Source organism: Lysinibacillus sphaericus (assembly GCF_005217585.1).
Taxonomy (GTDB): domain Bacteria; phylum Bacillota; class Bacilli; order Bacillales_A; family Planococcaceae; genus Lysinibacillus; species Lysinibacillus sphaericus.
Genome location: NZ_SZPT01000002.1, coordinates 158,807 through 173,859 on the forward strand (window position 1 = coordinate 158,807; position 15,053 = coordinate 173,859).

The 15,053-nt window shown below is 35.3% G+C and carries 15 protein-coding genes; 11 read left to right on the plus strand and 4 right to left on the minus strand.

Annotation, left to right across the window (positions count from 1 at the left end):
- Nucleotides 1-21: 21 nt before the first annotated feature.
- Complete coding sequence (locus FC748_RS06460; RefSeq protein WP_025219523.1) at nucleotides 22-816, minus strand: enoyl-CoA hydratase/isomerase family protein; 795 nt, start codon at nucleotides 814-816, stop codon at nucleotides 22-24.
- A 357-nt stretch (nucleotides 817-1,173) separates the two neighbouring features.
- On the opposite strand from FC748_RS06460, the gene FC748_RS06465 reads away from it, so the two are divergent.
- Nucleotides 1,174-2,049, plus strand: coding sequence for a tyrosine-type recombinase/integrase (locus tag FC748_RS06465; RefSeq protein ID WP_108030328.1), 876 nt, complete (start codon nucleotides 1,174-1,176; stop codon nucleotides 2,047-2,049).
- A 44-nt stretch (nucleotides 2,050-2,093) separates the two neighbouring features.
- Here the strand turns inward: FC748_RS06465 and FC748_RS06470 are convergent, their stop codons facing one another.
- The 3 genes from FC748_RS06470 to FC748_RS06480 form a co-directional block, all read right to left on the minus strand.
- On the minus strand, nucleotides 2,094-2,948 hold the full coding sequence (locus FC748_RS06470; RefSeq protein WP_024361691.1) for a transglutaminase family protein: 855 nt from the start codon (nucleotides 2,946-2,948) through the stop codon (nucleotides 2,094-2,096).
- Between the two features lie 61 nt (nucleotides 2,949-3,009).
- Entirely contained in the window at nucleotides 3,010-3,972 is a 963-nt protein-coding gene (locus tag FC748_RS06475; RefSeq protein ID WP_108030329.1) for an alpha-E domain-containing protein, read from the minus strand.
- Nucleotides 3,926-5,416, minus strand: coding sequence for a circularly permuted type 2 ATP-grasp protein (locus tag FC748_RS06480; protein WP_025219520.1), 1,491 nt, complete (start codon nucleotides 5,414-5,416; stop codon nucleotides 3,926-3,928). Before FC748_RS06480 ends, FC748_RS06475 begins: the two co-directional genes overlap by 47 nt.
- A gap of 76 nt (nucleotides 5,417-5,492) precedes the next feature.
- Between FC748_RS06480 and FC748_RS06485 the strand changes: the two genes are divergently transcribed.
- The 10 genes from FC748_RS06485 (at nucleotide 5,493) to FC748_RS06530 (ending at nucleotide 14,749) form a co-directional block, all read left to right on the plus strand.
- The gene (locus tag FC748_RS06485) at nucleotides 5,493-5,906 is read left to right on the plus strand and encodes a hypothetical protein (protein WP_108030330.1); all 414 of its coding nucleotides are present in this window, start codon (nucleotides 5,493-5,495) and stop codon (nucleotides 5,904-5,906) included.
- Between the two features lie 333 nt (nucleotides 5,907-6,239).
- Nucleotides 6,240-7,196 carry a tyrosine recombinase XerC gene (locus FC748_RS06490; protein WP_024361695.1) on the plus strand — a complete coding sequence of 319 codons (957 nt, stop codon included), beginning with the start codon at nucleotides 6,240-6,242 and terminating at the stop codon, nucleotides 7,194-7,196.
- A gap of 75 nt (nucleotides 7,197-7,271) precedes the next feature.
- On the plus strand, nucleotides 7,272-7,775 hold the full coding sequence (locus FC748_RS06495; RefSeq protein WP_193768794.1) for a DinB family protein: 504 nt from the start codon (nucleotides 7,272-7,274) through the stop codon (nucleotides 7,773-7,775).
- A 318-nt stretch (nucleotides 7,776-8,093) separates the two neighbouring features.
- Nucleotides 8,094-8,243, plus strand: a complete 150-nt coding sequence (locus FC748_RS06500; RefSeq protein WP_024361697.1) for a hypothetical protein — start codon at nucleotides 8,094-8,096, stop codon at nucleotides 8,241-8,243.
- 200 nt (nucleotides 8,244-8,443) lie between these two features.
- Nucleotides 8,444-8,599, plus strand: coding sequence for a hypothetical protein (locus FC748_RS06505; RefSeq protein ID WP_024361698.1), 156 nt, complete (start codon nucleotides 8,444-8,446; stop codon nucleotides 8,597-8,599).
- Nucleotides 8,596-8,766, plus strand: a complete 171-nt coding sequence (locus FC748_RS06510) for a hypothetical protein (RefSeq protein ID WP_024361699.1) — start codon at nucleotides 8,596-8,598, stop codon at nucleotides 8,764-8,766. The genes FC748_RS06505 and FC748_RS06510 overlap by 4 nt, the downstream gene beginning before the upstream one ends.
- Before the next feature lie 359 nt (nucleotides 8,767-9,125).
- Nucleotides 9,126-10,847, plus strand: a complete 1,722-nt coding sequence (locus FC748_RS06515; protein ID WP_108030331.1) for a sensor domain-containing protein — start codon at nucleotides 9,126-9,128, stop codon at nucleotides 10,845-10,847.
- A gap of 310 nt (nucleotides 10,848-11,157) precedes the next feature.
- Complete coding sequence (locus FC748_RS06520) at nucleotides 11,158-11,667, plus strand: GNAT family N-acetyltransferase (RefSeq protein ID WP_108030332.1); 510 nt, start codon at nucleotides 11,158-11,160, stop codon at nucleotides 11,665-11,667.
- 95 nt (nucleotides 11,668-11,762) lie between these two features.
- Entirely contained in the window at nucleotides 11,763-12,440 is a 678-nt protein-coding gene (locus FC748_RS06525; protein WP_108030333.1) for a DUF6946 family protein, read from the plus strand.
- A gap of 269 nt (nucleotides 12,441-12,709) precedes the next feature.
- Nucleotides 12,710-14,749 (plus strand): helix-turn-helix domain-containing protein, encoded by a 2,040-nt coding sequence (locus tag FC748_RS06530; RefSeq protein ID WP_108030334.1) that lies wholly within the window; start codon nucleotides 12,710-12,712, stop codon nucleotides 14,747-14,749.
- The last annotated feature ends 304 nt before the right edge of the window (nucleotides 14,750-15,053 follow it).

Sequence of the window (15,053 nt, forward strand, 5' to 3'; positions counted from 1 at the left end):
GGGCGAGTGAGTACCTGTTTTCTATTTTGATGCGCGTGTAAATTGAGGTTGACGCTTTTCAACAAAGGCACGACAGCCTTCTGTAAAATCACTGCCTACAAATGGTGTAGAACCTTGCCATAATGTTGGTACACTATCGACACATTCTTGTACAGATTGCTTTACAGCAAGTAAAGATTCTGGAGACATACCGGCTACCAGCTTGCCCATTCGAATCATAAATTTATTTAAATCTTTCTCAGTTACTAAATAGTTCAGCATACCCAGTTTAAAGGCTTCATCGGCTTTAAACATACGACCTGTAAATACCAAATCTTTCGTTGTAGATGGGCCAACAAGTTGAACAAGACGCTGGGCAAATTTATTGTTTAATGTGATGCCCAATTTGCCTACAGGAATGCCTAATTTTGCTTTTTCAGAGCCGATGCGAATATCACATGCTAAAGCAAGTTCTAACCCTGCTCCCATTGCAGGACCGTTAATAACACCAATTGTTGGAATCGGCAAACGTTCAATCGTTGATATTGTTTTTTCCATATGTAGAAAAGCTTCTTCTGCCTTTTCTAAAGAAATAGCGTTGAATTCTTTAATATCAGAGCCTGCTGTAAAATTCTCACCAGATCCTCGTAAAATGAGCACTTTATTTTTAGGATTATCTAACACTTTTAGTGCAATTTTAGCTAATTCATCCCACATATTTGCGGTAAGCGCATTTTTCGCCTGTGGTCGATGGATCGTAATAATTGCGAGTCCAGCCGTTTCTTGATAAATAATTTTCGCATCCTCAGCCTCAAGACGAGTTGTTCTTACTTGCATAATTGAAAAGCCCCCTACATTTAAATTGATACTTATATTATATAACACAAAGAGCAATAAACACTAAATAATACGAATTTTCATGTTTTTTCAACCTGTTACACAAGATTAATGGCATTTTATAGAGATTGTACTACAACAGATTATTGCTATTGTAATAAAGCAAAAGATATGAGAAACTACTATAGGAACATTTGTTTCTTTATTTCGTAAGGAGCATCGTCTACAGAAAGATAAGTCTAATTGATAATTACAGATTATCCGACGCTACTATTTTTAAAGATAAATAATAACTTACGCACCATAAATAGTATAAAATAAAACTATCACACGCACAGTAAACAAGGAGGGAGCATGATGGTTCCATTAAAGGAAGCATGGCAAAATTATTTATTACTATTAAATTCTTTAAAGAAAAGTACTGCGACAAAGAAACAATACAACCTTGATGGACAGCAGTTTTTAGCTTTTGCAAGTGAGCAAAATGTACAAATGCTGGATAAACAATTGAAGGAATTATTATTTATATATAGTAATTATCTAAAAGAAAATTATGAAAATGTTAATACTTTTAATCGGAAAATAGCTTCACTCCGTAGTTTTGTAGACTTTGTATTTTTGCGAGAATGGGTTGAACCGTTTGATTATGAAAGCATTTTACAGCCAAAAAAGAGGGGCAAGGATTCCTTAAAAGTGCTGACAAAAGAGCAATTGTTAAACATTTTAGAAGTATGGCCGACCTATTTTCAATATGCAAAAACACCTGAGCATGCGTGGCTTGCAAGACGGAATGGTTGTATTGTACAAATGTTTATCGAAACTGGTTGCAAGCCTGCTGAACTTGTCCGTATGAAATGGGGACATCTTGAGATTCCATCATCACATATTTCGATTTCAAACCAGAATGGCAGAAGGGAGATGAGACTTTCACCTATTTTGATGGAAATGTTACAGCATTATAAAAATGCGACGGAGGATATACATCAAGGGAATGTAGGGGAGTGGCTTTGGGTCAGTGAAACAAGTCTTACTAAATCGATCACGACAAAAACAATTGAACGGATTTTTCAAACACTATCAAAAGATATTGGCACAAATGTACGAGCGACAGATGTTCGTTACACGGTGCTACAAAGGGCGTTACAAAGTGAGGAAACGGTTGAAAACATACAACAAAAAATGGGATATGTTCGAAAATGGGTATTAACAGAACGAGGAGAACGTTTTAAGTAAGTGTGCAGCAATTGTCTCTCAAGCACAAATTGCTGCACTTCTTATTAAAAATGCGTTAACGCTTTTACTTGAACTTTTACCGTTAAATCATGTTTACCGCCTGTATAGACGCCTTCGACAGGGCTAATATCGGTATAGTCACGTCCGATACATAAAATAATGTGATTTTCTAGTACTTCCACATTATTAGTTGGGTCTAACCCAATCCAACCAATACCAGGAATCATCACTTCAACCCAGGCGTGTGTTGCTATATCTCCGATTAAACCTGAATTTTCATCGACATATAAATAACCGCTTACATAGCGAGCAGGTATTCCTTTAGCACGTAGTATAGCGAGCATAACGTGGGTGAAATCTTGACAAACTCCTCGTTTTAAGTCAAATGCTTGGCTTGCAGTTGTCGTAACATTTGTTGCTGTTGGATCATACTCAAATGTTGAATATAGATATTGCATTAAATTAAGCGAAAACAGCACTGGATTTTCTGCGTGACCAATCGCATGAAACACTTCTTCTATCTGAGCATCTGTCATATACGTAAAGTTTGTTGATTTTAAATAGGGCAAATAATGTTCATAAAAGAGTTGGGAATGAAAAATCGTCTGCATTTCGGGTGAATATTGAATGCGATGAATAAATGGTGCACGCTGTATACTAACGATGGATGTTGTTTCTATTTCTAGTACTTGATGTTGCTCCGGGATATAAAATGTACCGACTGTATTCCCCCAAATATCTGCATGCTCACGCGTTAGTGAAGATGGTGAAATCGCGATACGGTAAGACAGCAAGCGTTGACGCTCATCACCCCGAGGTTTCAAGCGGATAGTATTCAAGCTTTGATCGACTTCAGATTCATATTGAAAAATATTTGTATGTTGAATTTCAAATTTCATCGTGTCCGCTTCCTTTTGATTACTGACTTGCGTGTTGAAAGGGAGCTGTAAGTGGTTCCTTTCAAGCTTGTAGGCTGGGTTCATATAAATGATAAATTGCTGAAAATGTATGACCAAAATCAATACATTGACACAATCTTTCCTCCATTGAAAATATAGCTTCCTCTAAGGAAGATGTTGATAAATTGAGCTCGCTAATGGCCGTTAACAAAGCTCGTAACGGTGTATTAAGTGCTACAAATCGAGCAGTGAGATGGTCTTTTTCAATATGCATAAATGCTTCCTCTAATTTTTTTAAACAGACCTTCACGGAGCGTGGAAAATGCGCATCCTGTAATAAATATTGCATAACACATAGTAAATTTGTTTGATGGTGCTTACGTTTATAAGATTCTGTTGCTTTTGATAAATCAAGCAAAAATATCCCATCGGCTTCTTCTATATTGCTAGTCATTGGTTGTTGCTCTAGCATTATTAATATCATACGGATCGTCTTTTCTGCACGTTCAATCCATTTGCCGACTTGCATAAAATAAAAAGGTAAATCTCGTTCCATTGAGTCTTGAACTAGTCCTGTAACCGTTAAAGATGTCTTACGTACATTGTGTAAAAAATAATTTAGGGATATTAACGGAAATGGCCGTTTCTGCACCGTTACTTCTTGCTGCATATATAAATAAAAGGCATTGTGTAATTCCCAAAGCTCAATAGGGATACTATCCCGTGTTATTCGTGCATTTTCTCGAACGGCGCGCAAAGATGCATGCAAAGCGTTGCTATTGTTCTCAGAGAACAACAAGTACTCAATAAGAGGATTCACTCGAATGACTTCATAGCATGCTAGAAATTCTTCTTTCGAAGCACAAATATCTAAAATAGCTTCCCAATGGTCGAGATAATCATGTTCCTTACCAGATTGCTCCAGCATATTCAACAGCTGTACTTGTAATATATGTGCATTCGTTTCTGTGCGTTCACTATATCTTGCCATCCAATATAGTGCGTCTGCTACTCGACTTAGCATGCGGCAATTCCTCCTTTAATATCCACGTATCTTTTGCTCCGCCTCCTTGTGAGGAATTTACGACTAACGATCCTTCTTTTAGCGCAACACGAGATAACCCACCTGGAAGGACAAATATCTCATCACCTGTAATGACATATACACGCAAATCGACATGACAAGGATAGAATTTACCATTCTGATAGGCAGGTGCACGTGATAACTGAATGGTCGGTTGTGCTATATATTGATTTGGTTGGTTTACTATTTTTTGTCGGAAGCTAGCGATTTCTTCAGCACTGGCATGTGGACCAATCAGCATATCGTAGCCACCTGAGGCACTTACATTTTTTATAACAAGCTCGTGTAAATGTTTTAGTACCCATGCCCGCTGATTTTCATCATCAAGATGGTAGGTTGTGACATTTTCTAATATAGGATCTTCATTTAAATAAAAACGAATCATATCTGGAACATAGGCATACATCGCTTTATCATCTGCGACACCGTTGCCCACTGCATTTAGTATTGCAATATTTCCTGCCTTATAAGCCTCGATTAAATAGGGCACGCCAAGTAAAGAATCTTCTCGAAAAGCAGTAGGATCTAAAAAGTCATCATCAATGCGGCGATAGATAATATCGATTTGCTCTAATCCGTAAATGGTTTTTTTATAAACTTTTAAATTTTGCACAATTAAATCGCGTCCTTCTACAAGCTGAATATTTAGTTGTTGCGCTAAAAAGACATGGTCGTAATAGGCTGAATTATACATACCGGCTGTTAAAAGGACAGCTTTCGGTTCAACATGAGCCTTTAAATTTCGTGGTCGATGTGAAAGTAGCGCTTTTTTCATATGGGTCATTTGTTTTTCAAGGGATTGAATCGTATGTTTGGAAAAAAATTCAGGATACACTTCCTTCATAACATAACGATTTTGGAATACGTATGAAATGCCAGAAGGATTACGTAAATTATCTTCCAATACGCGGTAAACACCGTTTTGATCACGAATTACATCAATGCCAGCTAAAAAAATATGATTATTTATTGGCACTTGAACACCCAACATTTCTCGACAATAATATGGATTTTGTTCGATAAGATTTTTGGGAATAATTCCGGCCGTTACAATTAACTGTTCATGATAAATATCATGTAAAAAACAATTTAACGCTTTGACACGTTGTTTCATACCGGTCTCAATCATCTTCCATTGTGCATGTGGGATAATAATCGGTACAAAATCAAAAGGCATTGTCCGTTCTGTCCCCCCCTGGGCACCATATACAGTAAATGTAATACCTTGTCTAAGGAAGCTCGATTGTGCTTGCTGGTATTTTTCTTCTAGCTGTTCTTGAGAAAAAGCACTTAGTTTACGATGGAAGGAGCGATAATGCGGTTTCGGCTGGTCACCATCTATCATTTCATCAAAAAAAGAACCCGAATCATATAATTTCATCATGTGAACCGCCTCCGAATTTAAGGAATAGTCAAAACATGTTACACTAAAAAGAATACATAAAAGGAGCTAGTAAAAAATGATAAACATTAACTTATTGCAAGCTTACGAGTTAGACAAGCTATCGAAACTAGGTATATCTGACGAGGAAATCTTACAGACATTGCGAACTGGGGAAGTATCGTCATGGCGTACAAAGGAACCCAATTATGAATTTCAAGAAACACTGGCTCTTTATCAAGAAGGGGAGCAACAATTTTTAGACGCGCTGCATGGTAATTATCGAATAAAATATGTAACATTACCTGGCATTCAGCGTTTACTACATCTTCGCTTTCAATTAGAAGAAACGAAGGACTTTCAATTGGCAGAAACAGGTATTAAGAATTTGGTGTGCGACGAAGCCATAATCTCGAAGCTTCTTAGCATGTTATCGACGAACTGGAAAATTACACAACAAATGGATGGCACATATAGCATTTTCGCTAATTAACTACAAATAACCAAAAAATTCCACGCGCATTGTGAGACGAATCGACTCGTATCATTACCCATGGAATCATTTTTCGATTCGTCTCAGCGTATAGTAGTATACTAGAGTTTAATATTCATTTTGAGACGCGTTTATGCATAAATAAATAGACCTTGCAAAAAAAATTTCAAAAAAAGATGATTTTTCATACGTAGAAAATCATCTTTTTTAATTACTAAAAATAAGAACATATGTTCAAGAAAGGGGAAAAGGGCATTTTTTTATCAATAATGTTCCCAAATTTATATTTGGGAACGTTTTTTATGGTAAAATAGAGAAAATAGAGGTGATTTTATGCAAAAGAATCCACAACCTAAAATAATGAAAGACTTCTTAGTGTACTTAACAACAATCAAAGGAAAGTCCCAACGCACTCGAAAAGAATATGAATACGATCTCACTTTATTCTTTCGTTTTCATTTAGCTATGCAAAATGATATAGATATCGCGCAATTAAACGAAGTCGATATTGCTACTATTACAATAGAAGAAATCCGTGACATCACTTTGGAAGATCTCTATTTATTTATGGAGTATTGTGAAGTACAACGTAAAAATTCTGCTTCCGCAAGAGCCCGAAAAGTCGCTACCTTAAAATCATTTTTCAAATACATTAAAGGAAAACGACGCCTTATAGAAGAAAATCCAGCGGAGGAGTTGGAAACACCAAAGATTGGACGCAGAAAACCGATATACATGAATATGGATGAGGCGACCCAGTTTATTGAGGGTATTCAACTGCATCGCGCATCACCACGGAATTATTGCATGATGATGTTTTTCTTAAATCTTGGTATTCGCGTATCTGAACTGTGCCAACTGAATACTTCATCCTTACAAGGTCGTTATTTGACCGTAATCGGAAAAGGAAATAAAGAGCGTACGGTTTACTTAAATGATAGTTGCATGCAAGCGCTAAATAATTATGAACAGAGTGGGAAAACACCATACAAAGGGGAAGGGGAAGAGCCTCTATTTGTTTCGCAAAAAGGAACACGTTTTACACGACAAACCGTCGCTAAAATTGTTAAGCAAATCAATAAACAATCGGGTCTACAAAAGGACAGACTTACACCACATAAATTGCGTCATACATCGGCGACAATGATGTATAAAGCTGGGGCAGATATTCGTAGCTTACAGCATATACTAGGACACTCCAGTGTCGCTACAACCCAAATCTATACCCATATTGAAGATGAGCAATTGCAACATGTTTTGGAGAATAATCCTTTTAATATTGTTGATTAATAACTAGCGTAAATGCATACGAACAAGTAAGATGCATATATACAGAGTAGGGTCAAAACTGAAGGGGGAAAATATATGATTTCAACATATCTTGAACAATTAAGTACTACGAGAGAACAACTATTAAAGGAAATAGAAGTATTAAACGATGCACAATTTAATCAAAAACCTGATGCAAACAGTTGGAGCATTGCTCAAATATGTCATCATTTAGTGCTAGTAGAAACTTCAACAATGAAGGCCATTTCATGGGGGTTAGCCTCTCAAGAAAATACCAAACCTGAACCGATCAATGTTAAACTAATGAAAGATAGAACAAAGAAGCTCGCAGCACCAAAAATTGTGGAACCGGCAGAGGAAGCATTTGCTGTCCAGCAAATGGTGACATTATTATATGAAACAAGAGCGAAACTAACGACATTTTTGCTTCAACTAGAAGAGCCATCCTTACTTGCTAAAAAAGCTGTGAATCACCCAGCCTTCGGACCATTGCCACTCAATCAATGGATTGAGCAAGTGTATTTGCATGAACAACGACACATTGAACAAATACATGAAATGAAAGGAATTGTCATTTAACTTGGACTAGGAGTTACGATGAAGAAAAGAAAACTAAAGCAGATTATGAAAAACAATTTGAAAGAACTAAGAAATTGTGCGTTAATAGAAATTATTTGGAATATCATTCTATGGATTCCGAGACAAATTTTCCGTTTACTAAAAAATATACTATAAAATTGTATCGAAACCCGAGTTCTGACGTTGATTACGCAGAAGTCGGGTTTTTTATTTTACAATTCGTTATGAATATTTACTTGACGAACAACATAATCTGTTATATATTAAATAAAAATAAAAACAACTGTTATAAAACAGTTTGTGCAGGAGGAATTGTATATGTCAAAGTATCGAGATGGTTATGAGTTTTATTGTGAAATGTGTGAACGTTATGGGCTAGAGCCAATTTCATTCCGTTATTACATTATCCAATTATCACAGCAACAACTTTCAGCTTATAATATGCAAGCAAAACAACTTGGAATTTAAAATAATCGCTACAAAGGATGTGGTTATAACGGACGCCAAAGTGAATAGTTTATGAAAAGCCCAGCCATACTAAATACATGGACTGGGCTTTGATTAATATGAAAGAAATTTCAGAAATATTATTGACTTGAGTCGATATCTGTTATATAGTATTTATACAAATAAACAACTGTTATAGTACAAAGAGAAGAGGAAAATGGATGGCACATTATAGAGAAGGTTATGAGTTATATTGTAAAAAATGCGAGCAGTTTAATTTAGAGCCTATTAATTTTTATTATTATATGAATAAGTTATCTCAGGAGCAATTAGCGTGCTACAATGAAGCAGCACACGAAAGGAAGTTATTGGCGTGACGGACTATCGACAAGGCTATGAATTTTACAGACAGATTTGTGATCAACATGGATTAGAACCAATAAACTTTCACTACTATATATTAAACTTATCACAAGAACAACTAGATGCTTACAATGAACAAGCAAAAATTGTGGGAGGTCAAATTGAATATGAAGTGTCTTAACATGTAAAAATGCCTTGCTGCCAGCTGTGACAGTAAGGCATTTTTAATTTTTTATAAGAATCTATTTTATTGTTTTAAAGGTAAATAGTATAACGATAGTTTTAATAGTAGTACAAATGTAATTATTGAGATTGGTAAATTGTCGAATGAAGTGCGTTTAAAGTCATTCTTTTTTGTCTAATTTATTGAAATCTATAAAATTAGATAATTGTAGATTTTATATTTGGGTTGAATTAACTGCTTTTCTAAGACTATAATATAATTACATAAAAAAGGGCAAACTACCACAACTTTATACCTCACTATTATGTAAAGAAAAAGTACTAAACCCTCTTATTTTAATGAACGGAGAATGAAAAATGATGAATATCACGCCTGGTAGTATTAATCAAGTTAACTACAGCCTGAAAGAATTACAAGATATTTTTTCAGCAATGAATAGTTCGATCATTGTTGCTATTACAGATCGGACCGGAAAAATAACATTTGTTAATGATCATTTTTGTAAAATCTCGAAATATAAGCGTGAAGAATTAATTGGACAAGACCACCGTTTACTAAACTCAGGTTTCCATCCTAAATCTTTTTTCAGAGAAATGTGGAAATCAATTGGTAAAGGAGATATGTGGAATGGTGAGGTGTGCAATCGCGCCAAAGATGGTAGCTTATACTGGGTGAAAACAACAATCATTCCTTTCCTCGATGATAATAACAAACCTTATCAATATATTGCCATTCGAGTAGATATTACTGCACAAAAGGATATTAAGAAAATTACCCATATTGCTTATCATGATGAATTAACAGGGTTACCAAACCGTCGTAAGTTAGAACAACGTTTAGAAAATGAATTCCATCAATCTCGACGTACAGGTGAGAAGTTTGCGTTATTTTTCATTGATGTGAATCGTTTTAAAAACATAAATGATGGACTTGGCCACATCATCGGTGATATGTTCCTTGTGGAAATGGCAAATCGTATTCGTAATGTAGACTACACATCTAACTCTTTCTATCGCCACAATAGTGATGAATTCGTTATGATATTAAATGATGTTTCACGAATTGAAGAAATGGCAAAAGAAATAATTGGGGTTTTCGATGATAGCTTCATCGTAGACGCTTACGAATTTTATGCAAGTATAAGCATTGGTATTAGTGTTTTTCCGGATCATGCCAATACAATAGAAGATTTATTAAAAAATGCTGATATAGCGATGTATGCTGCAAAATCAACTCGAGGCAATCAATATCGACTTTATAGACATAATATGGATGAGGCAAATGATAAGTGGTTACTACTTGAAACCAAACTACACCAAGCATTAAAAAACGATATACTAGAACTACATTACCAGCCAAAAATTGATTTAAAAACAGATCGAGTTGTTGGGATGGAAGCTTTACTGCGTTGGTATGATCCTGAATTAGGACAAATGCCACCAGATCGTTTTATTCCGTTTGCTGAAGAATGTGGACTTATCAATGATATTGGTGTTTGGGTATTACATAAAGCTTGTGCACAAGTATGTGCATGGAACAAAACATTTCATTCAAATTTAAGCGTTGCTGTCAATATATCACCCATTCATATTAGCACACCTGGTTTTGTTGAAATGGTACGTGATGTCATTGCAGCTACAAAAATCGATCCGCATTTATTAGAAATCGAAATTACAGAGATGAGTATGCTAGACTATACGGAAGATTTAATTAATACTATTGAACAGTTAAGAGCATTAGGGATTACTATTGCGTTAGACGATTTCGGAACAGGCTATTCATCCTTAAATTATTTAAAAAAATTCCCAGTAGATGTGTTAAAAATCGATCGCGCGTTTGTTCGTGATATTTTACCAGAGAAAACAGGGATTGCAATGATTTCCGCAATGATTTCCTTGGCTCATGCATTAAATCTCCAAGTAGTAGCAGAAGGTGTCGAAGAAGAGGCTGAATTAAATGTACTGCGAGAGCATGGCTGTGATTTCGTACAAGGCTATTACTTTAGCAAACCACTATCGGTGAAAGATTTTACCACAATCATCTTAAATCAATCGCCAACAAGTAAATCTAACTCCTAAATGGGGCTAGATTTATTTTCTTAAATATAGTTTACATAATAATATTATTGTATGAATTGTTGCTGCAAGAAATTCATGGTATAATTTGGTTCTAACAAGTTGCATTCAGGGAAATTGCTTAAACACTTAATCAATTCGCCTTTGCTCTTGCTAAAAGAACGATAGGCGTGCAAACAGCAAGCTGTTATCAGCGAAGATTGCTTGCATTAAATCTAAACAATAATGAAATGGGAGTAGCTGCCAATAATATATACCTATTTTTAAATTTTTGTCTAATAAAGATGTCAAAAATGATAATAGGAGAATCATGATGATTGAATTAAAAACAGCAAGATTAAGAATACTACCGCTAAGTGCAGATAATCTAAAACTACTTATTGAGAATCCAAAGAAGTTAGACCTACAATTTTCTTTCATTGAATCAAGTAGTTTTCTAAGTATGGAACTTCAACAAGCTATGGAAATTCGACTTTCTAAGTTACTACGTGATAAGGATAATTATATTTGGTATACCAATTGGTTCATCGTCTCGCATAGTCAAAATTGTAGTGTTGGAGGGATTATGGTAAAAGGACTTCCAAACAACAATGGAGAAGTCATAATTGGGTATTACACTTTACCTGAATATCAAGGAAACGGCTATATGACAGAAGCACTTGAAACAATGAAAAATTGGTTGTTAAATCAACCCAATGTGAAGTGTGTTATTGCGGATACCGAAAAAGACAATATCCCATCCCATAAAGTATTAGAAAAGTCCGGTGCGAAACTGTATAAAGAAACAGCTGCATTATATTATTGGAAATTTACCCAAAAATAGTGACTTAAAAAAGAGCCTTCATATCAAAAAATGAAGACTCTTTTTGCTATAGCAAAATATGAAATGAATTATAAAAATAATAATGAGGTGAGCTAATGGGCAAATTTTTTGTACCGTCAAAAGGCGTACTGTCGTGGAAAGAATACCTTGCAGATCCTCTAAAGCAATGGAAAAAAGGATGCTCTGCTTTTGAATTAGCTGTTAGTTGGGAGAATGCGAATAATTTGCCATACACCGTAGACAATGTATTTAAAAATAGTAACATTACTTTATTTCACAATATTGAAGTATTATTTGGGTTTCCTGAATACAAGGTAGCTTTACCTGGAGGAAATGCAAGTTCACAAACGGACCTTTATATACTCGCAAAAGCGCATAATGAACTTATCCCGATGATGATAGAAGGGAAAGTAGCAGAACCTTTTGGAAAAACTGTTGATAGCTGGTTAGGAGACAACCCAAGTGAAGGAAAAAGGAAAAGATTAGCTTATCTACTCCAATTATTTACTTTAGAAGAAGAGTCGGTGAAAAAGATAAGGTATCAGTTATTACATCGAGCAGCATCCGCTTTAATAGAAGCAAACCGAGTAAATGCTCATAATGCCCTAATACTAGTCCATTCTTTTAGCAATACTGCCGCATGGTTTGAAGATTTCGTAGCATTTGTTGAGCTGTTTCATATATCCCCGAAGCAAAATACGATTATTGGTCCAATACAGTTTAATCACGTAAATTTGTATTTTAGTTGGATAACAGATGTAAAAAGTATTTAAGTGGGCGCTTTTGCGGACATATCATTAGCCACAACCCTCCGCTCCTATCAACTCGAAAGAGCATCGGATTTTTCGAGCCATTTTGCCTACACCAGAAGACCTCTTTATTTTCAAAGAGGTCTTTTCGTTTTTAATAGATACATAGTTACTTTAACACTATCTAAAATATAAATATAGAATATTCTGTTAATAGGTGTTAAAATGACCATTATACACATATAGTACAAGTTATAAGTCATCTGGGTTCGCATTTTTTCAAGGAGGTATTCATGATAAATAAAAATGATTACGACAATGTTGCCTTTAACCAATTGGAAATGCTACGAAATGAGATTAATCGGACTACAATGAATCGAAAGTTGGTCAATAAAATTGATAACTATTATGTACTTTGTATCTACGAACAACAAAAAATAGCGAGTAATGATCAAGCGACGAAAGAAATTACGTTGACAAAAAATGTGATGTCCAACTCGTTTGTTATTTGGGATCGTACCTATAAAGAGAGTGAACAGCTATTTATGAACTTACGAATTTCTTCTAGAAATCGTGTTATCACTGAAATTGCCAAAAACATCGTTTCGTTTTTACTGCAAAAATATGAGGACCAGCTAAATGAAACGCAGAAGCGGACGTCGATGCATAATAACGGACTTCATTACGAGAGATATATTCATCGAATGGAGCAAATGATTAAGGCGAACACATTTCTAGGTGAAGATAATGCGTGGGAAGAGTTTTGCTCATGGTTTCAAGTCTACTTAACAGAGTGGGTACTGGAAGAACTAGAAAGTACGTTAGGCTCTGAAAAGGTGCATCAGTTGAGCAGTCAGGAATTAAATCACGTATTTTTTCAGCAAATAACGAAAAATCTAGCATCTAATGCATCGTTTATTTCAAAATATACAAATATCGTCAATCATTATATGGCGCAATGGTTTCATACTATTATTGCATTAATGAAGCTCACGGATTTAAACGCTCAAGAAATTGCTTCCATGCTTCAAATCGCAAACTCGAATAACGAGGATACCTTACCACATAGTAAAAATTTAATTTTTTCATTAGGGGTAGAACAGCACCTCCATGTCATGAATAATGCACCGTATCAGTATGTCCGAGAAGCATTATATAAAAATAGTTTTCAATCCATCGACACTACACCTTGGCCGACTACACCATTAGTCAAAGGACATGTAGAAGGCTTAATCCAATTACGCCCGTTTCAATATAATGACGGCCCTATCGACACACATACAATGATTGAACAAGCCCAAAATCTAGCACAAAGCTTAACGGATTTAGACGTTGATATGTTTGATGCCTTATGTAGTATCTTTCTATCTAAAGCAAGGTATGTTGAAGATATTATTGAAATCCACTTTAATGATTTATTGAGGATTCGTGGTTTAAAGCCGAAATTAGGAGGCGAAGGGCGAAGAGGTGGGTATGAGCAACAACAAAAAGACAAAGTTTTGCAATCGCTTACAAAAATTCAGAGCTTATGGCTCGAATTAAATAAAGCAACGATTTATGAAAAAGGCAAGCCTGTTCAAACACAACTACAAGGACGAACATTTCTTTTTGTCGATGAAAACCGAAATGAATATAATATTGCTCGTATAGACAATCAAAAAACATTTACGATCACAGTCGATAAAATTTTTACAAAGTATCTTTATGGCTCTGGAAGACAAATTGCCTTGTTACCGATTCAAACGTTGCATTATAACCCCTATAGTCAAAAATGGGAAAAAAGATTGGCACGCTATTTGAGTTGGCGTTGGCGAACGCAAGCAAGAAAGGGCGATTTCTTACAACCAAATAAAATCCGAACGTTGCTAGAAGCAATTGGAGAAAATATCAATGAACGTACACCTTCTCGCACGAGAGATCGCTTAGAAAAAGCGCTAGACCAATTACTCGAAGATGGCGTTCTTGCTGCATGGCATTATCATAAATGGGATGAATCCATCGCCAATCATAAGGGATGGGTTCGCTTATGGTTAGATGCTACGATTCTTGTTGAACCACCTGAACTTATAAAAGAACAATACCGGTCCATTGAAAAGACAAAAAATACACATTCTATAAGTTATATCCAAGATAGCGTACAACATAAAGACAAGGGGGCTACTATTGGCAATCAATTGCGAGCCATACGCAAACAATTTAATCTATCGCTTTTACAGGTTTCTGAAGAACTTGAAATTTCACCTTCATATATAAGTAATATCGAGCGAGGCATCAAAACCCCTTCTGTCAAAATTCAAAACAACATAAAGCGATGGCTTCAAAAATTTCATTAAAAGAATATTGTATTAGCATAAAGCGACCTATCTATCGTTTGAATACGGTATATAGGTCGCTTTTTTTATTCCCACCTATATCCGCTTCTAATCTTCATTTATAGTTAGCTCCTATTGCCATTTTTACCGTTATCCTACCCTTAAGTCGAGGTCATCGTGTGTAGAAGTCGTGGTTAATGTGTGCATCAAAGAAAATAAAAATATTTTAGCCCTTGTCTTGCCTACGCTATTTACTTATTTTTCTTTTTTCACTCCCTAATAATTAAATTATTTTACAGCTTCTTTTTTTCATTGTCTTTAAAAC